We start from the raw sequence: 25,101 nt of genomic DNA, 5'->3' as shown, positions 1-25,101 counted from the left end.
GCGTCCCTGGCGCCGTCGCCTGGTGCCGGCGGGCCGCCTGGGTGATACCCGCCCGCCGGCCGCCAAGCCACGTGACCTTCAGGCCCTTTCCTGGCCGCCGCGGTGCCCGGGGCCGGCTTCGCCGTTACTCGGTGCGCAGGCCGTCCGGGCGCATCAGCCGGCGCAGGACCGGCAGGCTCGCCGCCGTCGTGACCAGCACGGCGCCGGCGGCGGTCGCCGCGACCGTCGCGATGTTCGCCCAGTCGAAGCTGGTCGGCAGCCCGACCAGGCGCAGCAGCGCCGACCCGAGCCCCATCCCGACGCCGACGGCGACGGTGACCCCGAGCGCCATCGGCACCGCCGTCTGCCACAGCACCGACGCCGCCAGCGTCCGGCCGCGGGCACCGAACGCGACGAGCACGGCGAGCACCCGGCGCCGCTCGCGCAGCTGCTCGACGATGCCCACCAGCAGGCTCGCGCCGATCAGCGCCAGGACGGCGACGATCCCGACGTACATCACCATGCGGACCTGCCCGAACAGCGGGAGGACCAGGTCGGCGTCCCGCCCGTACACGGTGGCGAACGGGTCGACGGCGGCGACGGCGTTCTCGACCCGGTCGAGGCCGTCCGGCAGGTCGTCCGGCAGGTCCGCGTAGGCGGTCACCGTCAGCGCGTCGAGCACCCCCGCTGGGAGCGCGCCCGGGGTCGCGAGCACCGCGGTGTAGCTCGGGGTCTCGCGCAGTGCCGGCACGGTCCGCGCGCCGGCCGGGATCGTCCAGGCGCCGAGCGACTCGGCGCCGGGCGTCCCCACGGTCACCCGGGTGCCCGGGCCGGGCAGCATCCCGCCGGGCGCCGGGATCCAGCCCGCGGCGGCCGGGCCGGCGCTCAGCGGGGGAGCGCCGGGCATCGCGCCGCGCGGTCCGGTGACCGGCTCGGCCGCGAGGAAGACGTCGCCGTCGGCGCAGGAGGGCAGCGTCGCCAGCGTCCGCAGGGTCGCGCAGCCGGCGACGGCCAGGCCCCCGCTCGGCCCGCTGTCCGCGTCGCCGTCGGCGCCGCTGACGGTCCCCGACGCGAAGGACCAAACCCGGCTCATCCCGGCCACGCCGGCCAGCCGCTGGCCCAGCCGGGTGGCGGTCGAGCCGGGGGTGTCCGTCTGGATGAGCAGCCGCGTGGTGCCGGGCTCGGCGCCGGTCGGAATCGTGGTGTCGGCGCGGGTGGTGAAGCGGTGCTCGGCCGCGGTGAAGACCATCTGCAGGGCGATCGCCCCGGAGACGGCGACCGAGATCGCGGCGACCGCCCGGACCGTCGTCGCGTTGTCGAGCTGCAGCCGCCGGACGGCCAGCTGCCAGGCCGGCGGCCCGCCGCCGAGCCGGCGCAGCGCCGCCTCGACGACCCACGGCAGCAGCACCGCCACCCCGGCGAGGACGAGCACGACGCCCGCCGCCAGCTGCGCCGTCGTCGTCCCGGACATCGCCCTCGTGCCGGTGGCGTGCACCGGCCACAGCAGCGCCAGGCCCAGCAGGGGCAGCAGCACCCGCCAGGCGACCCGGCGGCGGGCCGGACGGCCCCGGCGCACCACGCCGAGTGGCTCGATGACGACCCGGCGCAGCGAGAACAACGTGACCGCCACGGCGGCCAGCGGCACCGCGGCGACGGCGATCACCGCCAGCGTCAGGCTCGGCCGGATGTCGCCGGCGTAGACCCCGGTGCTGAACGGGATGACGTGCTCGGCCAGCGGCCTGCTGGCCGCGAACAGCGCCGCGCCGGCCAGCAGGCCCGCGAACGCCCCGGTGAGGGCGCCGCCGGTCGCGATCCGCCGCGCCATCCACGGATCGGCGCCGACCAGGCGGACGGCGGCGAGCTGGCGGTCGCGGGCGTCCGAGCCGAACCGGACGGCGGTCGCGGTGAACGCCCCGATCGGCATCAGCAGCGCCACCGCGATCACGACGATGAGCACCGTCAGCGCCTGCGGCACGGGCTGTGAGGCCGGCGGGGTGCCGAAGTGGTCGATCCGGGCGGTCTCGCCGGCCGGGCCGGGGTCGGGCAGGGCGCCAGGGGCCGCGCCGAGGTAGACGTAGAGCTCGTTGGGCCCGGCGAGCCCGGCCCGGCCGATCTCGGCGACCCGCTGGTAGGGCAGCCGCTCGGCGAGCAGCGAACCGCGCGGCGAGTCCAGCAGCCGGGCCAGCGCGGGGGACACGGCCATCTGCCCCGGCCCGGGCAGCGCGGCGAGGCCGGGCGGTACCGGCGGGTGCGCCCCGTCCGCGGCGACGACGGCGCCGTCGATGATCTTCCCGTGGGTCCGCGTCTCGTACGCGCGGATCAGCACGGTGGCGTCGGTGCGCGCGGCGGTGGCGTTCGAGATCCAGGTACGGGCGTCGCGGCGGTGGTCCCGGTCGGCGAGGATCGACGGCGCCGCCGCGGCGACGAGCAGCAGCGCGACGCCGAGCCCGACTCCCAGGCCGGTCATCGCGGTGCGCAGCCACGCGGTTCGCCCGCCGCCGAGGGACAGCCGCGCGCCGAGCAGCAGCTCGGTCAGCCAGCCGCGCGGGCCCGGACCGGTGAGGTCGCCTACGGGCCGGGTGGGGGCGGTCGCCGTGCTCATGAGGCGGCGTCCGTGGTCCGGCCGTCGCGCAGCACGACCTCCCGGTCGGAGTAGGCCGCGACCCGGGACTCGTGGGTGACCAGCACGACCGCGGCGGACGTCTCCCGCGCGGCCTCGGTGAGCAGCCGCATCACCTGCTCGCCGTTGAGCGAGTCCAGCGCCCCGGTCGGCTCGTCGGCGAAGACGACCTTCGGCTCGGTCACCAGCGCCCGGGCGACCGCGACACGCTGCCCCTGGCCACCGGAGACCTCGCCGGGCCGCTTCGCGGCGACGTCCTCGACGCCGAGCCGGCCCAGGGCCGCCAGCGCCCGGGCACGGGCATCCCGCCGGCCCACCCCGGCCAGGCGCAGCGGCAGGGCCACGTTCTCGGCGCAGGTCAGCTCGGGGACGAGCTGTCCGAACTGGAAGACGAAGCCGAAGTCGCCGCGGCGCAGGGCGCTGCGGGCCGACTCGGACAGCGCCGAGAGGCGGTGCGGGCCGTAGTGGACCTCGCCGGCGTCCGGACGGACGATCCCGGCCAGGCAGTGCAGCAGCGTCGACTTGCCGGAGCCACTCGGCCCCATCAGCGCGACGACCTCGCCGGCGTCGACGCGCAGGCTCGCCCCGGCCAGGGCCGTCGTCGCGCCGAACGCCTTGCGCACCTCGACGGCGGCCAGCAGCGCGCCAGGGCCGGCTAGGGGCGCCTCGGCGAGCGTCACGGCCGGAGCGTGCTCGGGGGCGGTCATGGCCGCGCCTCCTTGATCTCGGCCGCGAGGGCGTCCAGCCGGGCGGCGGCGGTCTCCAGGAAGCGCAGGTCGGCCTCCAGGTGGAACAGCGCGTGGTCGCAGACCAGCTGGTCGGCCAGGTCGCCGTCGAGCTTGCGCCGGGTCAGGGCCCGCATCGCCGTCAGGTGCTCGGCGCGCTGCCGGTCGAGGATGTCGGCGGCCGGCCGGCCGGTGAGCAGCGCGATGACGAGCTTCGTGTAGAGCCCGCTCTGCAGGTAGAGCTCCGGACGCTCGGGCTGGGCGAGCCACTGCTCGACGTCGGTGACGCCGGCGGCGGTGATCGCGTACCGCTTGCGGTCCGGCCCGTCGCCGGGGGTGACGCCGTCGACCTCGACGAGGCCGCTCTTCAGCAGCCGCGACAGGGTCGCGTAGACCTGGCCGTAGTGCAGCGGCCGGTCGTGGCCGAACCGTTCGTCATAGCCGCGCTTCAGGTCGTAGCCGTGCCGGGGCCCGCTCTCCAACAGACCTAGCAGCGTGTGTCCGATCGACATGCGACGGACTATACATAGCATGTATACGCGCCATGTATACGGGCCCAGAGTCCGGCCGCCGCCGGTCGGCGCCGCGAGGGTGCCCGTCGGGGTCATGCAACGGTCGTGTTAACGGGGCCGGCGCGCGAAGCGGGATAACTATCACGGGACTAGGATGCGTCGCATGGTGCGGACACCGCTGACCAGCCACGAACGGGCGCGCGGGGAGCGGCTCGGGGCTCTGCTGCGGGCGGCGAGAGGCGACCGCAGCATGGTGCGCGTCGCCGAGCTGGCCGGCGTGTCGGCCGAGACGATCCGCAAGATCGAGTCGGGCCGGATCCCGACCCCGGCGTTCTTCACGGTCGCCGCCCTGGGCGCCGTCCTCGGCATCTCCCTGGACGAGATCGCCGCGGCCTGTGGCCATGCGGGCGACGCCCTGGAGTACGTGGCGACCCGCATCTCGGCCTGACCCGGCCGTGGCCCCCTAGGTCGGCAGGTAACCGGGGAGGCTGCCCGGGCGCCGACGGCGGCGCAGCACCACGCGCCGGGAGCCGTCGGGGAACAGCCGCAGCCGGTGCAGCTCCCAGTCACCGAACTCGGCGTGCATGGTCAGGACCTGCTGCGCGGTCCGGCGGTCGGTGCCCGCCGGCATGTACAGCCGCTGGTACTCCAAATCCATCCGCATCCTCCGAGGGGAACGGACGCCTCCAGGTGAGGCCGCGTCCTTGCCGGCCGCCGGGCCCAACGGGGGCTGACCGGGACCGGCGGGGTAGTCGGTGTCGACACGGTAACGGCCGGGTAGCCCGCCGGGGCGTGTTTCGGGTGCACTCGACGAACCGGTGACGCGTCCCACGGTGTGGTGTCCGCCCAGGCTGGCGGCCCCGTCACGGCCCGTCGCTACTGCCCGTACGCCAGGGTGGTCGGCTACGGCACGTACGCCAGGGTGAAGGCGAGCGTCGCGTACACGGTCATCATCGCGGTCGACGCGGTCAGGACGAGCGGCCATACGGTGCGGTGACCGGTCATGAGGGCCGCGACGAACAGGAACGGGAACGCGCCGAGCAGGTAGCGCTCGGTCGAGTCCAGGTTCGAGCCGGTCAGCACGGTCAGCAGGATCAGCCCGCACCACGCCGTGTAGCTGACCGGCAGCCGCTGGGCCATCACCACCAGGCCGGCGATCGCCAGCAGCAGCCACGGCACGTGCAGCGAGGTGCCGACGTTGCCGTGCAGGGCACCGGTCGCGGCGTGCCAGACGACGGAGACCGGGTTGCCGGTCGCGCCGTGGCGGGCCGCGTCGCGCTGCATGGTCAGCGGCGCGAGCCCGTCATGGTAGGTGGCGGCCGACCAGGCCAGGTAGATCCCGGCGCCGGCCGCCGGCCCGACCGCGGCGGCCAGGCGGGTCAGCCAGCCGCGCGGCCCGGCGCCACGGGCCCCGCGGGCGGCCTCGATCGCCATCGGCGCGACCAGCAGCAGGCCCAGCGGCCGGCACAGCCCGCTCAGCAGGCCGGCCACGGCGGCGAGCCCGAACCGCCCGTTACGGGCGGCAAGGAACGCCCCGACGGACAGCGTCAGCGCCAGCGCCTCGGCGTAGCCCATCGCCAGGACGAACGCGGGCGGGGCCAGCGCCGACAGCCAGATCACCCGGCGGACCGTCGCGTCGTCGAAGCCCTCCTGGCTGGCGAGGCGCGCGAGCAGCACGGTGAACGCGAACGCGAGCGCGTTCACCACGACCAGCAGGATCGCGCCCTGGTGCCCGACGACGGCTCCGAGCACCCGCCCGATCATCGGCAGCAGCGGGAAGAACCGGCGGCTCTCCTCGCCGGCGCCGCCATAGCCGTGGGTGGCGATCTCCTGGTACCAGCCGGCGTCCCAGCCCAGCAGGCCGGTGTGCTTGAGCACCCCGTGGTTGTCGGCGACCGAGCCGACCAGGAAGTGCACCAGCCCGAGCGCGGCGGCGACGACGATCCGGCCGCCGACCCACGCCGCAGCCGCCTCCCGCAGGTACCAGCGGTCCGCGAGGCTGCCCTCCGGCCCGGGACCGGTCAGGCCCTGGCGCCGTGGCGGCCCGGAGCCGTCCGGCGGGTCGGCGGGTGCGCTGACGGCGCCGACGGTGGTGTCGGCGTCGTCAGCGGGCCGGCGGGCCGCCCGGTGCGCGCCCGGCTGCCCGGTCCGCAGCGCGGGCATTACGGCTGGTACCGCACGAGCTGGTAGTTCTCGTAGACCTTCGCCGGCTCGCCCTGCCCCATCTCCAGCGTCGCCTTCGGCCGCAGGGCGCGCAGCTTGTCCTGGATGTCCACGCACAGCGTCTCGTAGGTCCGGTAGCTGTTCGAGTCCGCGAGGAAGATCTGGTGGTCCGGGCCCGCCTCGGCGACGGCCCGCTGCGCGAGGGCGACCGGGTCGGCGGCCTTGTTGCGCTGCTCGTAGTCGACCCAGTTGACCCGGTCCGGCGGCGCCCACGTCGGGATCAGGTGGGCCTTCAGCCCGGCCGGGATCGTGCGGGCCAGGCCGGGACCGAGCTGGTCGGGGCAGATCAGCAGCACGTCACCGGGCTTGGCGTCGATCCGCAGGTGCGCCGCGGCCTCGTTCGCCTGGGTGCGCTGCATCCTCACGTCGCTGAAGCCGCCGACGACGCCGGCCAACGCGCAGATCACCACGGTGACCCGGAAGAACCGCTCGCTGCGCACGACCGTGGCGCCCAGGCCGATCACCAGCAGGAACGGCACGAACGCCGTCGCGGTGTACCGGTCGGCCCAGGCGTTGCCGACGACCTGCCCGGCGGTGACGGCGACGAACAGGGTGCCCGTCGAGAGGAAGAACAGCGTCCGGGCCGGCTCGGAGCCCTTCAGGTCGAACAGCACGAACCGCCCGCCGAGCCCGCGCCCCGCGATGCCGAGCGCCACCAGGCAGGTGACGAACAGCAGCAGGATCCGCCCGACGGTCGACGGGCCGCCGGCCCACTGCCCGTAGGCGTGCGAGATCGCCGCGTAGCTCGCCGGCTCGCCCCACGGGGTGCCGGTGTGCTTCGACTGGAAGCGGAACTCGGAGAGCCACGGCGAGAAGACGATCGCGCCGCCGACGATGCCGGCCAGCGCGGTGAACGCCCCACGGCGGCCCCCGGCCGGGAACCGTGGCCGAAGACCGGCGGCCGCGTCGCGGGAGGCGCTGGCGATCGCCGAGTGCCGAGCGGCGCGGGCCGCCGCGTCGGGCGGGCCGACGGCGGTGAGCAGGCTCGGGTCGGTGGGCAGCCCGGTGAGCTCCAGCGCGTCGGCGACGGCGTCCTCGGTCGCCTCGTCGACGCCTGGCCCGCCCGCGGCGGCGCGCGCCGCGTTGGCCCGGTCCGCGCGGAACAGGAACGGCGGGCGCCACCACAGCAGCACCAGCCAGCCGCCGACCGTGAGCAGCAGGTACAGACACCAGTAGTGGGTGAGCGCCAGCCCACCGGCACACAGCGAGACGTACACGGCGGAGAGCAGCGACGGCCTGCGCAGCGCCCGCTCGACGGCGAGGCCGCCGAGCGCGGTCAGCAGCACGATCAGGCTGTACATCCGGGTCTCGGTCGCGAACCGCAGCGCGAACGGCGAGGTGATGTACAGCACGACCGAGACCTGCGCCGCCCTGGTCCCGACGAGGCGGCGGCCGAGCAGGAACAGCGGCCCGGCGGCGGCCAGGTTGAACAGCGCGGACAGCGTCCGCACCGCCACGTTGCCGGTCCCGAACGCGCTGACCCAGAAATGCAGGAACAGGTAGTAGAGCGGCGGGGAGCCGTCCTCGCGCAGGCCGGTGAACATCGTCGGCCCGTGGCCGGTCAGCGGCAGCTTCGCGATCGCGACGCTCTGCGCCTCGTCGAGCCACAGGTCCTGGCTGGCGGAGAACCGCACGAGCACGGCGGCGGCCAGGATGACGAGCATCACGGCCTGGAAGATCCGGTCCGCCCGGGTGGGGCGCCTGTTCGGCGTGTCGACCGGCTCGGGGATGCGCTCCGCCGGCCGGACCGCGACGTCCGTCACGGTCAGTCCTCTCCGTCCCTGTCCGTCGGGGGCGTGCGCCACCCGCTGGTCCTGCCGAGTCACTGGTCCCGCCGAGTCACTGAGTCCCGCAGAGTCGCTGGTGCCGACGGCGTCTCACCGCGGCCCGCGTCCCCCCTGACGCGCCGCCGCGTCTGCCGACGTCGGGGCCCGAGCGGCAGGGCGCGGTGGCGCGACCGGCGATGGCCGGTGTGCGCGCCCAGTCTCGCATGCGTCGCCAACGCGACACGGCCGGGCCCTGCCTGGTCGGGGCGGTACGCAGTCCTTCCGTACCAGTCGTGATCGCCCCGTCGCCTCGGGTGCGTCCGGGGGCTGGGCCGACCGCGACCGGGCCGGCGGCCGGTGTCGGCCGGGGTGTCGGTCGCGGTGTCCGTGACGGGGTCGGTGGTGGTCTCGGCGGCGGAGTGGCGAGACGCCCGGTCGCGGCCGGTTCCGCCCGGGTCTGGCATGGTGCCGTCATGGCCACTCCCGTCCCCGAGGCGCGCAGCGTGCCGCTGCGCCCGGCGGCCGAGCCACCTGAGCCGGCCGAGCCGCTGGCCGAGCACGGGGCCCAGCAGGGCGCCGAGCCGCGTGCGCCGGTGAGCGAGCCGACCGGGCCGAAGAGGGAGCCTGGGGGCGAACTGGCCGCGCCGGTGGCGGCGCGGGTCGCCGGGCTGCTGGCCGGCTGGGCCGCGCTCTCGGTCGGGATCGCGGCGAAGGACGGTCGTTACGGCGGCTACGCGATGACGGCCGTGCTCGTCGGGTGGGCCGTCGTCGCGGCCACCGTCGCGCTGCTCGCGGGCAACGGCTCGGCCGCGAGCGTCCTCGGCCGGCCGGTGCGGCTGGCGGCCCGGCGGCTGGGCCGTCCGACCCCGTGGCTGTCGTGGCGGGTCACCTGGGTCGCCGTCGCCCTGCTCGTCGGCCTGGGCCCGCCGCTGCGCCACCCGCACTACTACGGCCACGGTGAGTTCGTCGGCGTCGCGAAGTGGCTGCAGATCACCGCCGGCCTGCTCGCCGCCGCGGGCGTCCTGGCGGCGCTGGCCCGGCCGTCCCGCCCGGCGAGCCCGGCGGCGGCCTGGGTGTGGGCGGCGCTGCGCGGCCGGCGGGCGTTCACGGCGGTGCTGCTGCTGGCCACGGGCGCGGGCGTCGCGACCGTGCTCGCCGCGCCCGATCCGCGGATCGACGTCTTCCACCTGCTGCAGGAGTCCTCGGCCGGCCTCGGCGACGGCGTCAACATGTACCACCAGGTCTGGGCCACGGGCCGGCCCGGCGACCTGCACGGCGGGCTGACCGACGTCTACCCGTACCTGCCGGCGACGTCGATCCTCCTGGCGCCCTTCCGGCTGCTGGTCGGCGACGTCCGCTACGGCCTGCTCGCCGCGCTCGTCGTCGCCGTCTGCGCGGCCCGGGCGCTGGCCCCGCGCGCGGCCTCGGCGCCCTGGATGCCGGTGCTGCCACTGCTCGTGCTGATCTTCCCGTCGTACTGCTACGCGCTGGAGCAGTCCTGGACCGAGCCGCTGCTCGTCGGCTGCCTCGCGGTGATGATGTGGGCGGCCTGCTCGGGCCGGGGCGCGCTCGCCGTCGTCGCGTTCGCGGTCGCCCTGGCGACCAAGCAGCACGTGGCCCTGCTCGTCCCCGTGGCCGCGCTGTGGCCCGCGTTCGGGCCGCGCCGGACGGCGGCGGCCTGCGGCCTGGGCTTCGCGATCGTCGCGCCCTGGGTGCTCGACGACCCGGCCGCGTTCTTCCACGACGCGGTCCGCGCGAACCTCGACTACCCGGTGCTCGACCATTCGCTGTCGGTCCCCGGCTGGGCGGACCACTACGGCATCCACGTCGGCTTCGGGGTGACCGCCGTGGCCCTGGCCGTCGCCTACCTGCTGGCCTGGCGGGCCCGCGGCGACGCCACCGGCTTCGCGGCCGGCGGCGCGCTGGTCCTGCTGACGGTCGTCGAGCTGAACAAGCAGTCCTTCTTCAACCACTACACCCTGCCCATGGCCCTGCTCATCCTCGCCACCGCGACAACGCTGGGCCGCGGCGACAGCCCGGCCGGGCAGGCTCCTTCAGTCCTGCGCCATGGCGCAGCCCACACGGCAGAATCAACCACAACGCAGGACTAGGGCCCACCGACCTTCTCTAACGGAGCGTGGAGAAGCGTTCCAGGCCGGCGCCCTCGAACAGGGGGAGCTTGTTCACCAGGACGCTGCCGTCCCGGACGACGCCGAGCTGCTCGGAGACCAGGCTGCACGAGCTCTCCAGGAACCGGTAGCCGTCGGCCTTCACGAGGAAGATGGCGTGGTCGGGGCCGGCGACGGTGTTCATCTGCCGGGCGAAGTCGGCGCCGTTGGCCCGCTGCATCCGGGCGGCGTAGTCGACCCAGTCGACCAGCGCCGGGCCGCTCGTGTCGGCGTAGGAGTACTCCCGCAGGTCGGTCTCCCCGAGCCGGTTCAGCGCCCGGAACACGGCCGGCCCGAGCTGGTCCGGGCAGAACGCGACGACGTCACCCGGCCGGGCCTGGGCGGCGATCGCCGCGGCGATCTCGCCGGCCTGGGTCCGCTCGACGCGGGACAGCTGGAACCCGCCGATCAGGCCCGACGCCGTCGCCACGACCAGGACCCCGCTGCGCCAGCGCCGTGACGTCAGCAGCGAGAGCCCCAGCGCGGCGAGCATCAGGCAGGCCGGCAGCGAGATGCCGGTATAGCGCTCGGTGTAGGCGCTGCCGCCGAACATGTTGACGAACCAGGCCAGGGTCAGCGGCACCAGCCACACGGCCGCGAGGTAGCGCCCCGGCATCCGCCCGGAGATCTTGACGGCCAGCTCCCGGCCGTTCGGCCGCGCGGTCAGGCCCAGCAGCGCCCCGCCGAGCAGGAGCAGCCCGAGCAGCGCCCCGGTCGACTGCGGGCCGGCCCAGTCGAACACGGTGTCCAGCAGGACCTGGGCCTGCACCCGCGGCGCCCACGGGGTGCCGGTGTGCAGCATCTGGAACAGGAACGACGGCATCCACGGCGCGAACAGGATCGCGGACGCGGCCATCGCGGCGAACGCCCGCAGGGTCGGGCGCCGGTAGGCCGCCCGCCGCCGGGACTGCAGCAGCAGGAACGCCGCGACGGTGAAGACCAGCAGGAACGTCCAGTAGTGGGTGTAGACGAGCGCCGCGGTCGCCAGCGTCACCAGCGCGAGGCGCCGCACCGACGACTTCTCGAGCGCCCGCACCACCGCCAGCCCGAACGCCAGCGCCAGCAGGACGACCATCGAGTACATCCGGGTCTCGCTGCCGTACCGGATCGCGTACGGGGAGCTGGCGAACAGCAGCAGCGTCGCCCGGGCCACCCGCCGTGGCGTGCCGGCGTCGCCGTTGCCGTGCGCGGTCGCGAGCGCCCCCGCCCGGAGGCCCGCGAGCCAGGCCAGCGGCAGCGTCGCCAGCGACAGCACCCCGGACAGCGCCCGCACGGCGACGTCCCCGTCACCGAAGATCTTGATCCAGACGTGCAGCAGCAGGTAGTACAGCGGCGGTGAGCCGTCGTGGCGCAGCGCGGTGAGCAGCCCGCCGACGGGCCGCCGCGCGATCTCGACCGTGAGCGCCTCGTCGAGCCACAGGTGGCTCGGGGTCGCGAACCGCAGCACCCCGCCCACCGCGACCGCGAGGGCGATGAGCACGACCGGCGCGTGCCGCCAGGCCCGCGCGGCCAGCGGGCTGGCCGCGACCCGCCGGGCGAGCCGTTCCACCGGCGCCAGCGGGCGGGGGACCGCCCACGGCCACCCGCCGGGGGCCGCGTCCGCGCTCGGTGGTTCGACGCGGGCGTCGGGCGCCGGATCGCCGAGGCCGAGGTCGTCGGGCAGCGCCGGAACCAGCGGCAGCGCCGTGCCCGGGTCGGGGTCGACGGGCGCCGCCTGGCGGGGCACCGTGGCGGTCGCCGCGCGTGGCGCGTCCGGGTCGAGCGTCGGCTCGTCACCCGACGAGAACAGGGCCGGGGGGGTGGAAGGGTCGATGGTCACCCCAGGCACGCTACCCAGGCCCCACCGGCCCCAACGTTCCCGCCATCCCTGCCCGCGTCCAGTTGGCCGGGACGCGGCCTTCGCGTCGCCGCTCACCCGACCGGCTCGGTCTCGCGCAGGGGCGCCCCCGCCGCGTCCCGCTCGTCGTCGTCGCCGTCGGGCTCGCCCAGCTCGGCGCCGGCCAGCAGCGGCGCGAGCAACGTCACCCGCCGTCGCCCGCCCGCCGAGCGCACCGCCTGGCGCAGCGCGGGGCCGTTCACGCAGACGACCGACAGGTGCCCGCGGGCGCGAGTGATCGCGGTGTAGACCAACGGGCGGTTGAGCATCCGGCCGGCCTCCGGTGGGAAAACGGCGATGACCGCCGGCCACTCGCTGCCCTGCGCCCGGTGCACCGTGACGGCCCAGCCGTGGCGCAGGTCGCCGAGCGCGGTCGCCGGCACCTCCAGCGTCCCTCCCGGGAACGTCACGAGCAAACCGCCCCGGTCCGCGAGCTTCGTGACGACGCCGATCTCGCCGTTGGCGAACCCGACGTCGAGGTGGTTGGCGGTCGCCACGACCCGGTCGCCGACGTCGAAGCCGCTGACCTTGCCGGGGCCCGGGTTCAGCCGGTCCTTCAGGGCGGCGTTCAGCGCGACCGTGCCGGCCGGGCCCGCGTGCACCGGGGTGACGACCTGCACGTCGGCCGGCACGATCCCCAGCACCCGCGGGATCGAGTCGGTGACCAGCTGCACGACCCGGTGCGCGGCCTCGGCGGCCGAGCGCGCGGCGACGACGACCACCTCCCGGTCCTCCCCGCCGGCCGGCGGTGGCAGCTCGCCGCCGCGCACCGCCGTCGCGAGCTGCGCGATCGCCCCGCCGGCCGACTGCCGGTAGAGCCGGCTCAACTCGGTGACCGGCACGACCCCGGACTCGATCAGGTCGGCGAGCAGCTGGCCGGGGCCGATGCTCGGCAGCTGCGCCGGGTCGCCGACGACGAGCAGGTGGGTGCCGTCGGCGAGCGCCTCGATCAGCGCGGCGGCGAGCTCCGCGTCGACCATCGACGCCTCGTCGACGACGACCAGCTCGGCGTCGAGCGGGTAGTGCTCGCCGCGGGCGAACCCGCCGCCCTTGCCCTGGGCGCCCAGCAGCCGGTGCAGCGTGCTGGCCGGGGTGTCGCACAGCTCCTCGAGGCGCTTGGCGGCCCGGCCGGTCGGCGCGGCCAGCGCGACCTCGGCGCCGGCCGCCTGGGCGAGCCGGACGACGGCGGCGACGGTCCGGCTCTTCCCGGTGCCCGGTCCGCCGGTGAGCACGCTGACGCCGGACTCCAGCGCGAGCCGCGCCGCCGCCAGCTGCACCTCGTCGAGGCCCGCGACGGCCTCGTCCACCCCGTCGTCACCGCCTGGCGCGGGTGACGGGTCGGCCAGCGCCGCCGGGCCGCCATCCGCGCCCTGCGCGCCGCCGGCCAGCTCCTCGTCGCTCTCGTGGTCGGCCTCGTCCGCGGAGTCGTCGCCCAGCCCGAAATCGAGCTCGGCGGCCTGGTGGCTCTCGTCGTCGTCGGCCGCCGCGTCGGTGCCGGCCTGGGCGGCCACGCCCGGAGGCTTCGCCCGGCGGCGCCGTGGCTCGCCGGGGCGCAGCGGCTCGGCCGTGGCCAGCAGCCGCTCCACGCCGTCGGCGACCGCCTGCTCGGCCATCGCGTAGCGCTCCAGCCCGACCCGGTCGCCGACGGGCAGCAGCCGCCCGTCCTCGACCGCGCTCTCCAGCGCCGCCGCCGGGTCGGGCACGCCCTCGCGGCCCGCGCCCGTCAGCAGGGCCTCGACCGGCCCGGCCGTGTCACCGGCGCGCGACGCCGCCTGGGTGAGCAGGTGGACGAGCACCCCCGGCCCGCGCCGCGGGTCGTCGCGGCCGAGGCCCATCGAGCGGGCCAGCCGGTCGGCGTGGGTGAGGTCCGCCTCGCCGCCGGCGAGCAGCGCCCACGGGTCGGCGCGCAGCTCGTCGGCCGCCGAGGCGCCGAGCTCGTCGCTGACCCCCCGGGCGAGCCGCACCGGCAGGCTGGCGTCGGCGAGCAGGCCGGCGACCTCGTAACGGCCCGTCGACGCGCGGAACGAATCCAGCAGCCGGCGGGCCCGCGGCCCCGTCATCCCCTCGACGGCCGACAGCCTGGCCAGGTCGACGTCGGCGGGGGAGCGGATTCCCGCAGCGGGCAGCCGCTCGGCGCTGGTCCGCCCGAGCCCCGGCCACAGCCCCGCCGCGCAGAACGCGGCGAACAGCGGGTCAGGGACAGGTGAGGACGCCTCCGGCATGCCCGAAGCGTAACCAGCGGCACTGTGCATCCAGCGACACTGTGCGGCGATCTGAGCCACGACCGCGAGGCGACGCGGCCCACCGGAGGACCGCTAGAACGGCGGCCAGGGGATCGGCGGCCAGTCGTCGGACGGCTGCGGGAAGCGGTCGCCGGCGCGCAGCCGGTCGATCCGGGCGCGCAGGGCGGCGACCTCCGCGCGGGTGAGCAGGTCGTCGAGCTGGTCGCCGAACGGGCCGGCCAGCGCCGCCGCCAGTTCGTCGAGCAGCGCCCGCTCGGCGGCGTCGAACCGCTTGCCCCGCCAGTTCCACAGCACGGTCCGCAGCTTGTCCTCGCCGTGGAACGTCACGCCGTGGTCGATCGCGTAGACCCGGCCGGACGGGGCGGGCAGCAGGTGGCAGCCCTTGCGGTCGGCGTTGTTGATGACCGCGTCGAACAGCGCGATCCGGCGCAGCCGCCGGTCGCCGCCCTGGACCAGCCGGACGACGTCGACCGTCTCGTCGACGTCGATCCACAGCTGGGCCATGCCGGTGCCGAACGGCCCGTCGCGCAGCACCGTCGGCGGGACCAGGCCGGCGCCGAGCTGCTCGGACAGCGCGTAGGCGGCGACCTCGCGGGCGGCGAGCGTCCCGTCCGGGAAGTCCCACAGCGGCCGTTCGCCGCGCACCGGCTTGTACACGCAGCGAGCCTCGACGCCGCCGCCGCTGATCGCGCAAAACAGGGTGGCGTTGCTCGCCTCGACCAGGCGGCCCTCGATCGAGAGCTCCCCGGTCCGCAGCAGCGCGAGCGCGCCGGCCGCGTCCAGCCCGCCGGCGTCGCTGGGCTCCAGGCACGACCGGCCGGCGGGCCCGCCCCGCGCGGCCGGCAGGGCCGGGCCCGGGGCGGCCGTCACGTCAGGAGCGCGGCCTCCGCCGCCACCGTGGGCCGCGGAGGTGGGGCCGCTCACAGCTGGGTCCACCGTCCTAGTCTCCCGCCCCCGCCTGGGGATCTTCACAGCTGTGACGAGACGCACTCCGCGCGCCGCCACCGCCGGTCACGGCTCAGGCCGGGGTGAAGACGCCCGCGCCGCCGCCGACGACCGACTCGCTCGCCGCGCCGTCGGCCGCCTCGGTGCCGGCCTCGTCCTCGGCCGCCGCCTCCTTGGGCTTCGGGAGCAGGTCGTCGACGGTCCCGCCGAGGTCGTTGACCCGCAGCACGAAGGGCCGGGTCTCGGTGTACCGGATCACCGTCAGCGAGCAGGGGTCGACGTTGACCCGGTGGTACATGTCCAGGTGCATGCCCAGCGCGTCGGTGACGATCGCCCGGATCACGTCCCCGTGCGAGCACAGCAGCCAGGTGGCGTCCGGGCCGAGCCGGGCGTTCCAGTCGCGCACGGCGGCGACACCGCGCGCCTGGGTGTCGCGCAGCGCCTCGCCCTGCGGGCCGGGGAACGTCACCGCGCTCGGATGGGCCTGCACGACCTTCCAGAGCGGGTCCTTCGCCAGCGTCGCCAGCTCCTGGCCGGTCCAGTCGCCGTAGTGGCACTCGCCGATCCGGTCGTCCAGCGCGACGGCGGGGCGGGCAGCGCCGTCGGGGCCGACGGCGGCGATCTCGGCGGCGGTCTGCGCGCAGCGGTCCAGCGGGCTGGAGACGACCGCGTCCAGTGGCACCTTCGCCAGCCGGCCGGCGACCGCCTTCGCCTGCGCCAGGCCGCGCTCGTCCAGCCCCACGCCGGGGGTCCAGCCGAGCAGCAGCTTGCCCGTCAGCGCGGTGAGCCCATGCCGTACCAGCAGCACTGTCGTCACCGCGTGCCTCCCGAGTCCGGTCCGCCCCGGCCGCGGGCCGCCCGGGGCCCTCACCGTACCGACCGGGTCCGCGGGCCGGGGCGGTTCCGACCGTGCCCGGCCCGGCCGGGCACCACGGCGGCCCGCCAGTCCGGGACCGGTGGGAATCCACCCGAACGCCGGCTTGATCGTGCCTGTCCGGAGTGCCCCGGGCAGCTCCTGGCCCCGGTTACGCTGGCTGACATGCGGTCCTGGCCAGCCTGTCCCCTTCCCACCCTCCCCGGACGGGGTCAGCGGCCACGCCTTTTCGACACCTCGCGCGGCCGGCTGGAGCCGGTCGGCCCCGAGCTGCCCGCCGCGGCAGGCACCGCCGGGCCGTCGGTGTCGCTGTACGTGTGCGGGATCACCCCGTACGACGCGACCCACCTGGGTCACGCGTTCACCTACGTCACCTACGACCTGCTGAACCGCGCGCTGCGTGACGCCGGCTACCAGGTCCGGTTCGTCGAGAACGTCACCGACGTCGACGACCCGCTGCTGGAGCGGGCCGCCCGCGACGGCGTCGACTGGACCGAGGTCGCCGAACGCGAGACCGAGCTGTTCCGCACCGATATGACCGCGCTGCGGGTACTGCCGCCGGACCACTACGTCGGCGTCGTGGAGGCCATCCCGCTGATCGTCGAGATGGTCACCGAGCTCGTCGCGGCCGGCGCGACCTACACCCTCGACGGCGACGTCTACTTCTCGGTCGCCGCCGCCCCCCGGTTCGGCTACGTCTCCGGCCTGGACGCGGCCGCGATGCGCGCGCTGTCCGCCGAGCGCGGCGGCGACCCGGACCGGCGCGGCAAGAAGGACCCGCTCGACCCGCCGCTGTGGCGGGCCGAGCAGCCCGGTGAACCGAGCTGGCCGTCGCCGTTCGGCCCGGGCCGGCCCGGCTGGCACATCGAGTGCTCGGCGATCGCCCGGCGCTACCTGGGCGACGTCATCGACGTCCAGGGCGGCGGCGAGGACCTGGTGTTCCCGCACCACGAGTGCTCCTCGGCGCACGCCGAGGTCGCCACCGGCCACAACCCTTTCGCCCGCCGGTACGTCCATACCGGCATGGTCGGTCTGGACGGGCACAAGATGTCGAAGTCGCGCGGCAACCTGGAGCTCGTCTCCCGGCTGCGCGCCCGCGGCGTCGCCCCGGCGGCGATCCGGCTGGCGCTGCTGGCCCACTCCCACCGCGACGACTGGGAGTGGACGGAGGGCGAGCTGGCCGCCGCCGAGGCCAGGCTGGGCCGCTGGCGCGCGGCCGTCGCGCTGCCCGCCGGCCCGGACGCGACCGGCCTGCTCGCCGAGGTGCGGGCCGCCGTGGCCTCCGACCTGGACACGCCGACGGCGCTCGGCGCCGTCGACCGCTGGGCCGCCACGGCACTCGCGGGCACCGGTGGTGGCGACACGGCCGCGCCTGAGCTGACCCGCCTGCTCGTCGATGCGCTGCTCGGTGTAGACCTTGGAAAAGTGGAGACGAACGGGAGCTGACGATGGCGCAGGGTCACCGCGACCCGCCCGGGGACGGGCCGGCCGCGCCGCGCGCCGAATTCGACCTGGTCGCCCGTGGGTACGACCCCGCACAGGTCGACGGGTACATCAAGGCGCTGTGGCGTTACTGCGCGGACCTGACCGCGCGGGTCGCCGCCGCGGAGGCCGCGCTGCGCCACGAGCGTGACCGGCGTTCCGCGGGCGACCTGACCGACCCGGCGCAGGCCGGCGTCCGGATCGGGCGGATGCTCGCGATCGCCCAGCAGATGTCCGACGAGATCGTCGGCGGTGCCCGGCTGACCGCCGAGCAGACCCTCTACGACGCGGTCCGCGACGCCGGCGCGACGCATCCGATCGTCCAGGAGGCCCGCAAGCAGGCCGACAAGCTGCTCGCCGAGGCCGCCGCGGAGTCCCGCCGGCTGGCCCAGGAACGGCACGAGGACCTCGAGGCGAAGATCGTCGAGGCGGCGGCGACGCTGGAGGCGGTGCGCCGCCAGCAGGGCGAGCTGCTCGGCGCGCTGCTGCGGCTGCGCGGCATGGTCGGCTCCGGCGACTTCGAGCGCACGGTCGCGCAGCTGGCCAGCTCCGGCGCCGACCCGCGGGCCGCCGACGCGGCGGCCGGCGGGTCGCGCCCCGCGGCCGGCTCACACGCCACCGCCGGCCCGAACGCGGCTGGCCCGAACGGCGCCAGCCCGAACGGCGCCGCCGGCTCGCGCGCGGCCGGCGAGGCGCCTGCCGGCCCGGGACCCGCCGGCGCCCCGCCGCCGCGATCGGCGCCGTCCGGGCCGCCCGGCGCCGGGTCGACGCGCCGCGCCGCCGCCGGCGGCAGCCCGTTATCCGGTGGCCGCCGGCGCGCGCCGCACGGCACGTTCCCGGCCGGCGCTGACGTCCTGGACGGCGAGCTGTACCCGGTCGAGGCCACCCCGGTCAGCCCGCCGGCGGGACCGCCCCGCGCCGCGGACCAGGAGATCATCGACGTCGAGATCGTCGCCGACGGCGATCCAGCTCCCTGACCGTCGCCCGTCGCCCAGGGCCCGCCTAGCTAGCGGCGGGCTGCCTCGTGCCGCCACCACCAAGATCCGCGCGTCCCTTGATCACCGCTGTCGCCCTCTGATGGCTACGAAACAGGCCCGGTGACGACCGTCAGAGGGCCGAAACGGCGATCATGGAACGGGCGGAACGGGAGAACCTGCCGGTGGCGGCGCTAGGTCGCGGCCGGGACCAGGCCGGCGAGGAAGCCCGGCGTCACGTCGTGCAGCGTCTCGGCGCGCAGCAGCCGGTCCGCCAGCTCGACGGTGTCGGCGTACCCGGGCCCAGGCGCGGCCGTGGCGGCCAGCGCGGCCTCGGTGTTGGCGGCGACCTCGGCGAGGGTCGGCAGGTTCGGCATCGACGGCACCAGGACCGTCACGCAGCCGGCCCGCAGACCGGCGAGCGCCCCCGTGGTGCTGTCCTCCAGCACCACGCAGCGGGCCGGGTCGACGCCGAGCGCGGCCGCGGCGATCAGATAGGGGTCGGGGTACGGCTTGCGCCGCGCCACCTCGTCACCGGCGACGGTGACGGTGAAGAACTCCCGGCCGAGCGTGTCGAGCACCGGGTCCATCAGCGACCGGAACGACGAGGACACCAGCGCGGTCGCCACCCCGGCCTCGGCCAGCCTGGCCAGCAGCTCGGGCGCCCCCGGCCGCCGCTCGACCAGGCCCGGGGTACGGAAGAGCTCGACGGTGCGCTCCACCAGGAACCGGCCCGCGTCGGCCGGGTCCGCGTCGACGCCCAGCATCGACAGCATCAGCGGCACCGCGGTGTCGATGCCGTGGCCGACCATCGCCTGCTTCATCCGCGGTGTGAACTCCCGGCCGTACCGGGCGGCCAGCTCCTCCTCGGAGATCGTCCACAGGTGCTCGGTGTCGACCAGCAGGCCGTCCATGTCCAGCAGCACGGCCGCCGGCCAGGCAGGCGTCTCGGTGGCAGGCGTCTCGGCAGCGGTCACTGGGCGTCAGCCAGGGTGGGGCGCACCTCGCGAGCCTATCGACGGCACCCGGGCTCGCGGCCCGGCGGACGGACATCCGGGACTTCTCGGGCGGGTTGGGGGGAGGAGCCAGCCATACCGGGCTGTCGGTGCGGCGCGACCGCGCCCGGCGCGGCAGACTTGACCGGGGCGCCGGCCACACCGCGGCGCGCCGCGGCCAGAAACGCCCGCCAGCGGGTGCATTCGTCCGATCCGGGGGGATACTGACCTCTCCTCGGGCAGATCAGCCGGGAAGACGTACGGTGGCTCTGTCACGAGAGCCGCCGGCCTGGCGGCGGGAGGTGGTAGGTGATCGAGTTCTCCGGGGTCGGGCAGCTCCGGTCGCCGGTCGTGGTCGCCGCCTTTGAAGGGTGGAACGACGCGGCCGACGCGAGTTCCGCGGCGGTGGAGCATCTGGAGACGATCTTCGGCGCCAGGGTCATCGGCGCCATCGACCCGGACGACTACTACGACTTCCAGGTCAACCGCCCGACCGTGAGCGGCGTCGAGGGCATGGCCCGGAAGATCTCCTGGCCGACGACCCGGCTGTCGGTGGCCCGCCCGCCGAAGTCGGACACCGACCTGGTGCTCATCCGGGGCCTGGAGCCGAACATGCGGTGGCGGGGCTTCACCGACGAGCTGATCGAGGCGGTGCACGCGCTCGGTGCCGACATGGTCGTCACCCTGGGGGCGCTGCTGGCCGACTCGCCGCACACCCGCCCGGTGCCGATCAGTGGCACCGCCGGCGACCCGGCGACCGCGGCCCGTCTCGGCCTGGAGGCGTCCCGATACGAAGGCCCAACTGGCATCGTCGGGGTCTTCTCGGACGCCTGCGCCCGCGCGGAGCTCGCGAGCGTGTCGTTCTGGGCGGCCGTCCCGCACTACGTCGCGAACCCGCCCTGCCCGAAGGCGACGCTCGCGCTGCTGCGCCGGGTCGAGGACCTGCTCGACCTGGAGATCCCGCTCGGGGACCTGCCCGAGCGGGCCCGCCAGTGGGAGCGCCAGGTCGACGAGCTCGCCGCGGGGGACACCGAGGTCGCGGAGTACGTCCGCTCGCTGGAGTCCCGCGAGCCCGAGACCGCGCTGCCCGAGGCCTCCGGCGACGCGATAGCCCGCGAGTTCGAGCGCTACCTCCGCCGCCGAGGCTCCGCCGGCAGCTGAGGCCGACCCGCCTAGGTGGTCGAGATGGCGTGCAGGACGTTCATCCTTGCTGCCCGCAGGGCGGGGGCGAGCGCCGCGACGACCCCCAGGATGCCGCCCATGATCAGAACGCCGGCGATCGTGGTCACCGGGTAGGCGAACGTCGTGATGCCCTGGCTCTTCAGCGCGGAGACCAGGGCCCAGCCGAGGAAGCTGCCGACGCCGACGCCGAGCGTCGCCCCGAACAGCGCGATCACCACCGACTCCAGCACGATCACCAGCCACATCTGGCCGCGGCGCAGCCCGACCGCGCGCAGCAGCCCGATCTCCCTGGTCCGCTCGATCACCGAGAGGGCCAGCGTGTTCACGATGCCGAACAGTGCGATGATCACAGCCAGGGCGAGCAGCACGTACACCAGGCCGATGAGCTGGTCGACGGTCTTCTCCTGCTGGGCGACGAACCCGGTCTGGTCGGTCAGCAGCAGGTTCGGAAAGGGCTCGACGACCTTCTGCAACGCCGCGAGGACGGTCGCCGGGTCGGCGCCGGGCGCCCGTTTCACCAGCACCATCGCGTCCGCGGTCGACGGGGTGTGCTTGGCCCACTCCGACGTCGACACCAGGAACTTCACCAGCGCGCTGCTGCCGGTGAACGTCGCGGCCAGCGTCAGCGTCGCCGCCCCCGTCGTGCCGAAGGTGACGTGCACCGGCTGCCCGACGGCCAGGTGCAGCCTGGACGCCTGGGCCTCGTCCATCGCGATCTGCCCGTCGCCGAGCGCGAGCTTCCCGCCGGTCGTCCGCAGCTCGAACACCGACGCGACGGCCTGGGGGTCCGCGGCCAGCACGCTCACCGGGCCCTTGATCCCGTCGATCGTGATCAGGCCGCCCCGGATCGGCACGACCCCGTTCTTCGCCACCCCGGGCAGGCCGGCGATCGTCTGGGCCACCGAGTCGTTGATCTGGTCGGTGGTGCTGGTGGGGTTGAGGAAGTAGTCGGCGCGCAGGCTGTCCGAGACGGTGACGCGCACCGACTCCTTGATCGACTGCCCGAAGATCGCGAAGGCGCTGACCAGGGCCAGGCCGACCATCAGCGCGGACGCGGTCGCCGAGGTGCGCCGCGGGTTGCGCATCGCGTTCTGCAGGCCGATCCGGCCGGTCACCCCGAACAACCGGGGCAGGCCCGCCCCGATCACCCGGGTCACCGGCCGGGCCACCACCGGCGACAGCGCCGCGATCCCCAGGAAGATCGCCACAGCGCCGCCGCCGACCAGCCCGGCCCCGCCCGACTTCGACAGGCCGTAGACGACCAGCGCCGCGCCCAGCGCCGCGCCCGTCACCCCCGCCGCGGCGCGGGTCCGCAGCGACCGGGACGGGATCGTGTACGTGTCCCGCAGCGCCGCGATCGGCGGGACCGTCGCCGCCTTGTACGCCGGGACGACCGCCGCGGCCGACGTGACCAGCACCCCGACCGCGTACGCGACGACGGCCGTCCGGGCCCGGAACACCGTCCCGCCAGGCGGCAGGACCACCCCGAACGCCCCCATCGCCGCGTGCAGCAGATGCGCGAGCGACACCCCCGCGACCAGGCCGATCGTCGAGCCGACGATGCCGACCAGCAGGGCCTCCGCCTGCACCGAGACCCGCACCTGGGCCCGGCTCGCGCCGAGCGCCCGCAGCAGCGCGAGCTCCCGGACCCGCTGCGCCACCAGCATCGTGAACGTGTTGAAGATGATGAACGCGCCGACGAACAGCGAGATCCCCGCGAAGATCAGCAGCATCGTCGACAGGAACGACAGGGACTGCTTGACCGTGTCCTCGTGGCTGGCGGCGAGCGCCGTGCCGGTGATCGCCTCGACGCCCTGCGGCAGCACCCCCGACGCCTGGACCTTCGCGGCGAGCGCCTGCTGCGTCACCCCCGGCTTCGCGGCCAGGTAGATCGCGGTGAACGTGTCCGGCTGGGTCAGCAGCAGCCGCTGCGCGTCGGGCGTCCAGAACGCGGTGACCATCGCTCCCGACGGGCTGTCCTGCCCGCCGGTGCGGAACGTGCCGACGAGGGTGAACCGCTCGCTCGGGTCCTTGGTCTGCTGCCCCGTCGTGATCACGTAGAGGTGGTCGCCGACCCGCAGCTTCGCCCGGTCGGCGGTGCCCTTGTCGACGGCGATCTCGTCGGTCGCCTTCGGCGCGCGGCCGTCGGCGATCGTCTCTGCCGAGGTCGGCCGGTCACCGGTCCAGTTGATCCCCTGCGGGGCCGCCGTGCCGGCCTCGATGAGCTTGCCGTTCGGGCCGATCAGCCGCGCCGACCCGCTGACCTGGCCGACGGCGTCGGCCACGCCGTCCACCTTCGTCTTCAGCGTGGTCTCCAGGGCGGCCGGCAGCAGGGCCCGGTCGTCCGTGTCGGCGGTGGAGACGTGGTTGATCCCGCGGACGGCGACGGCGACGTTCTTGGTCTGCGCGGCGAACGACGAGTTGAACGTCGCGTTGAGCGTGTCCGTGAGGACCAGCGTGCCGGCGACGAAGCTGACGCCCAGCACGACGGCCAGGGCGGACAGCAGCAGCCGCAGCTTGCGCGCGAACAGGCTGCGCAGCGTGGCGCGCAGCATCGGCTACCTCCAGCTGCCGGTCGGGTAGCCGCCGGCCTCGTAGTCGCCGTCGGGCTCGTCGTCGCGCCACCCGCCGGCCCCGCGTCCCCGCCGGGCGCCGCCGTGGCCGTTCGGCGCGTCGTAGCCGTTCGGCTGGTCGTAGCCCTCGGGCGAGTGGTAGCCGTTCGGCTGGTCGTAGCCGCCGGTCACCTCGACGGCCGGGCCGTACCGGTCGGGCTCCTGGGCGTAGCCGTCCGCCGGGTAGCCCCCGGCGCCCGCCGGCGTGCCGCCGTACCCGCCGTCCGCGTACCGGCCGTCGTCGGCGTACCCGCCGTCGGCGTACCGGCGGGCGGCGGCCGGGGGGTCGTAGCCGTCGGCGGCGCGCCGGTAGCCGCGCGGGGCATCGCCCGGGTCGTCGCGCGCGGCAGGGTAGCCGCCGGGGACGGCGGTGTACTCCCCGGTCTCGTCGGCCGCCGGATAGGGGGCGACAGGCTGGGCGCCGCGGGCCGGCACGCCTCCCGTGGTGCCGCGCCGCGCCGCGGTGCCGCCGGTGGTCCCTCGGCGCGGTGCCGCCCCGCCGGTGTCGCGGCGGGGCGGGTAGCCGCCGGTGTCGCGCCGCGCCGGCGGGAGCTCACCGGTCTCGTCCGCCGGGTAGCCGCCGTCGCGGGCCGGCACCGGCCGCTGGCCGCGGGTGCCGCCGGTGTCGCGCCGCCCCGGCGCGCCCCGGCCGCCTGTCGCGGCCGCGCCGTCCGCCCCGTAGGCGCCCCGACCCCCGATGGCCTCGCCGTCGGTGCCGCGCCGCCGCGCCGGCTGGCCGCCGGTGGGCACCCGCGTCGCGCCGGGGGCCGTCGCGCGCCGCCCACCCGGCCCGGTCGGCACCCGCCGCCGGCCACCGTCCGGGTCGTCCCAGCCGCCCCGGTCCCGGCCGGGCTCCCGGTCGGCGCCGCGCGGCGGCGGCATCGTGGGCCGCCGGGCGCCTCGACCGGCCGGCCGGTCGAGGTTCTTCATCCGGTCGAACACCGCGTCCGCCGTCGGGCGCAGCATCGTGTCGACGATCCGGCCGTCCGCGAGGAAGATCACCTCGTCGGCGTAGGAGGCGGCCTTCGCGTCATGGGTGACCATGACCACCGTCTGGCCGAGCTCGCGGACCGAGTCCTGCAGGAACGACAGCACCTCGGCGCCCGACGTGCTGTCCAGGTTGCCGGTCGGCTCGTCGCCGAAGATGATGTCCGGCCGGGTGATCAGCGCCCGGGCGCAGGCGACCCGCTGCTGCTGGCCGCCCGACAGCTCCGTCGGCCGGTGGTTCAGCCGCGGGGCCAGGCCCACCGCGTCGACGACGACCTTCATCCACTTCTTGTCCGGCCGCCGCCCCGCGATGTCCAACGGCAGTGTGATGTTCTCCGCCGCGGTCAGCGTCGGCAGCAGGTTGTACTGCTGGAAGATGAAGCCGATCCGGTCGCGGCGCAGCTGGGTGAGCTGCCGGTCGGACAGCCGCGAGAGGTCCACCTCGCCGATCAGCACCCGGCCGCCGGAGATCGTGTCCAGCCCGGCCAGGCAGTGCATCAGCGTCGACTTGCCCGACCCGGACGGGCCCATGATCGCGGTGAACCGGCCGCGCGGGAAGTCCAGGTCGATGCCACGCAGCGCCGCGACCTCGGTGTCGCCGGCGCCGTACATCTTCGTGACCCGCTCCGCTCGCGCGGCCAGGTCCGACTGACCGGAGCGACCGCCGCCCCGGTCGTCGGCGGCCCGTCCGCGCAAGGGGCTCATCGATCTTCCTTTCCCACCGACACGAGAACCGCCAGGTTGTCGGACGCGCCGCTCTCCCGATTGGTTGGCCTACGGATGCCACGGCCGCCGCCGGTCGCCGCCTGGACGGTCACCGTCGGCGGCCGGCGCCGGTGCGACGAGACGCTGCCATATCTACGCATCGTGCCCGATTCCGCCAAAAGCTCCACACCCGCCCGGCTCTGGGCGCGCGCGGCCGTAGCGGGCAACCCGCA

Annotated in this window: 18 protein-coding genes; 5 read left to right on the top strand and 13 right to left on the bottom strand. The window is 75.7% G+C overall.

Annotated elements, in window-relative coordinates; all coding sequences use genetic code 11:
- Positions 1-124: 124 nt before the first annotated feature.
- Genes FRAEUI1C_RS18745 through FRAEUI1C_RS18735 form a run of 3 tightly spaced genes read right to left on the bottom strand, consistent with a single transcriptional unit; the run spans position 125 to position 3,836 of the window.
- Positions 125-2,581, bottom strand: a complete 2,457-nt coding sequence (locus FRAEUI1C_RS18745) for an FtsX-like permease family protein (RefSeq protein WP_013424901.1) — start codon at positions 2,579-2,581, stop codon at positions 125-127.
- Positions 2,578-3,306: an ABC transporter ATP-binding protein gene (locus FRAEUI1C_RS18740; protein WP_013424900.1), complete on the bottom strand. Its 729-nt coding sequence runs from the start codon at positions 3,304-3,306 to the stop codon at positions 2,578-2,580. The genes FRAEUI1C_RS18745 and FRAEUI1C_RS18740 overlap by 4 nt, the downstream gene beginning before the upstream one ends.
- Complete coding sequence (locus FRAEUI1C_RS18735) at positions 3,303-3,836, bottom strand: PadR family transcriptional regulator (RefSeq protein ID WP_013424899.1); 534 nt, start codon at positions 3,834-3,836, stop codon at positions 3,303-3,305. The genes FRAEUI1C_RS18740 and FRAEUI1C_RS18735 overlap by 4 nt, the downstream gene beginning before the upstream one ends.
- Before the next feature lie 163 nt (positions 3,837-3,999).
- On the opposite strand from FRAEUI1C_RS18735, the gene FRAEUI1C_RS18730 reads away from it, so the two are divergent.
- The gene (locus tag FRAEUI1C_RS18730; RefSeq protein WP_013424898.1) at positions 4,000-4,284 is read left to right on the top strand and encodes a helix-turn-helix domain-containing protein; all 285 of its coding nucleotides are present in this window, start codon (positions 4,000-4,002) and stop codon (positions 4,282-4,284) included.
- A 15-nt stretch (positions 4,285-4,299) separates the two neighbouring features.
- On the opposite strand, the gene FRAEUI1C_RS18725 is transcribed toward FRAEUI1C_RS18730, so the two are convergent.
- From FRAEUI1C_RS18725 to FRAEUI1C_RS18715, 3 genes are all read right to left on the bottom strand, one after another.
- Positions 4,300-4,494 (bottom strand): DUF5703 family protein, encoded by a 195-nt coding sequence (locus tag FRAEUI1C_RS18725; protein ID WP_013424897.1) that lies wholly within the window; start codon positions 4,492-4,494, stop codon positions 4,300-4,302.
- Positions 4,495-4,739: 245 nt separating this feature from the next.
- On the bottom strand, positions 4,740-5,999 hold the full coding sequence (locus FRAEUI1C_RS18720; RefSeq protein ID WP_013424896.1) for a putative hexosyltransferase: 1,260 nt from the start codon (positions 5,997-5,999) through the stop codon (positions 4,740-4,742).
- Entirely contained in the window at positions 5,999-7,822 is a 1,824-nt protein-coding gene (locus tag FRAEUI1C_RS18715; protein ID WP_013424895.1) for a glycosyltransferase family 39 protein, read from the bottom strand. The genes FRAEUI1C_RS18720 and FRAEUI1C_RS18715 overlap by 1 nt, the downstream gene beginning before the upstream one ends.
- Positions 7,823-8,298: 476 nt before the next feature.
- Here FRAEUI1C_RS18715 and FRAEUI1C_RS18710 point away from each other — a divergent pair, with 476 nt between their 5' ends.
- Positions 8,299-9,936, top strand: a complete 1,638-nt coding sequence (locus FRAEUI1C_RS18710) for a glycosyltransferase (protein WP_198318598.1) — start codon at positions 8,299-8,301, stop codon at positions 9,934-9,936.
- 16 nt (positions 9,937-9,952) lie between these two features.
- Here FRAEUI1C_RS18710 and FRAEUI1C_RS18705 read toward each other — a convergent pair whose 3' ends face one another.
- The 4 genes from FRAEUI1C_RS18705 to FRAEUI1C_RS18690 all read right to left on the bottom strand — a co-directional run bounded on the left by FRAEUI1C_RS18705 (position 9,953) and on the right by FRAEUI1C_RS18690 (position 15,874).
- Positions 9,953-11,812 (bottom strand): glycosyltransferase family 39 protein, encoded by a 1,860-nt coding sequence (locus tag FRAEUI1C_RS18705; RefSeq protein WP_232425045.1) that lies wholly within the window; start codon positions 11,810-11,812, stop codon positions 9,953-9,955.
- A 92-nt stretch (positions 11,813-11,904) separates the two neighbouring features.
- Positions 11,905-14,091 (bottom strand): AAA family ATPase, encoded by a 2,187-nt coding sequence (locus FRAEUI1C_RS18700; RefSeq protein WP_013424892.1) that lies wholly within the window; start codon positions 14,089-14,091, stop codon positions 11,905-11,907.
- Between the two features lie 93 nt (positions 14,092-14,184).
- Positions 14,185-15,048, bottom strand: a complete 864-nt coding sequence (locus tag FRAEUI1C_RS18695; protein ID WP_013424891.1) for an SCO1664 family protein — start codon at positions 15,046-15,048, stop codon at positions 14,185-14,187.
- Positions 15,049-15,130: 82 nt separating this feature from the next.
- The gene (locus tag FRAEUI1C_RS18690; protein ID WP_013424890.1) at positions 15,131-15,874 is read right to left on the bottom strand and encodes an MSMEG_4193 family putative phosphomutase; all 744 of its coding nucleotides are present in this window, start codon (positions 15,872-15,874) and stop codon (positions 15,131-15,133) included.
- Between the two features lie 222 nt (positions 15,875-16,096).
- Here FRAEUI1C_RS18690 and mshC point away from each other — a divergent pair, with 222 nt between their 5' ends.
- The gene (gene mshC / locus FRAEUI1C_RS18685) at positions 16,097-17,377 is read left to right on the top strand and encodes a cysteine--1-D-myo-inosityl 2-amino-2-deoxy-alpha-D-glucopyranoside ligase (RefSeq protein WP_013424889.1); all 1,281 of its coding nucleotides are present in this window, start codon (positions 16,097-16,099) and stop codon (positions 17,375-17,377) included.
- A 2-nt stretch (positions 17,378-17,379) separates the two neighbouring features.
- Positions 17,380-18,390, top strand: coding sequence for a DivIVA domain-containing protein (locus FRAEUI1C_RS18680; RefSeq protein ID WP_013424888.1), 1,011 nt, complete (start codon positions 17,380-17,382; stop codon positions 18,388-18,390).
- A gap of 191 nt (positions 18,391-18,581) precedes the next feature.
- Here FRAEUI1C_RS18680 and FRAEUI1C_RS18675 read toward each other — a convergent pair whose 3' ends face one another.
- Entirely contained in the window at positions 18,582-19,364 is a 783-nt protein-coding gene (locus FRAEUI1C_RS18675) for an HAD family hydrolase (protein ID WP_013424887.1), read from the bottom strand.
- 327 nt (positions 19,365-19,691) lie between these two features.
- On the opposite strand from FRAEUI1C_RS18675, the gene FRAEUI1C_RS18670 reads away from it, so the two are divergent.
- A complete protein-coding gene (locus FRAEUI1C_RS18670) occupies positions 19,692-20,543 on the top strand; it encodes a PAC2 family protein (RefSeq protein ID WP_013424886.1) in 852 nt (283 codons plus the stop codon).
- Positions 20,544-20,554: 11 nt separating this feature from the next.
- On the opposite strand, the gene FRAEUI1C_RS18665 is transcribed toward FRAEUI1C_RS18670, so the two are convergent.
- Both FRAEUI1C_RS18665 and FRAEUI1C_RS42180 read right to left on the bottom strand, forming a co-directional pair.
- Complete coding sequence (locus FRAEUI1C_RS18665) at positions 20,555-23,119, bottom strand: ABC transporter permease (protein ID WP_013424885.1); 2,565 nt, start codon at positions 23,117-23,119, stop codon at positions 20,555-20,557.
- Positions 23,120-23,122: 3 nt separating this feature from the next.
- Positions 23,123-24,868, bottom strand: coding sequence for an ATP-binding cassette domain-containing protein (locus FRAEUI1C_RS42180; RefSeq protein ID WP_013424884.1), 1,746 nt, complete (start codon positions 24,866-24,868; stop codon positions 23,123-23,125).
- Positions 24,869-25,101: the final 233 nt, after the last annotated feature.

Source organism: Pseudofrankia inefficax, assembly GCF_000166135.1.
Classification (GTDB): domain Bacteria; phylum Actinomycetota; class Actinomycetes; order Frankiales; family Frankiaceae; genus Pseudofrankia; species Pseudofrankia inefficax.
Note: the sequence above shows the minus strand (reverse complement) of the source record. Positions and strands in the feature narration are given on the sequence as shown.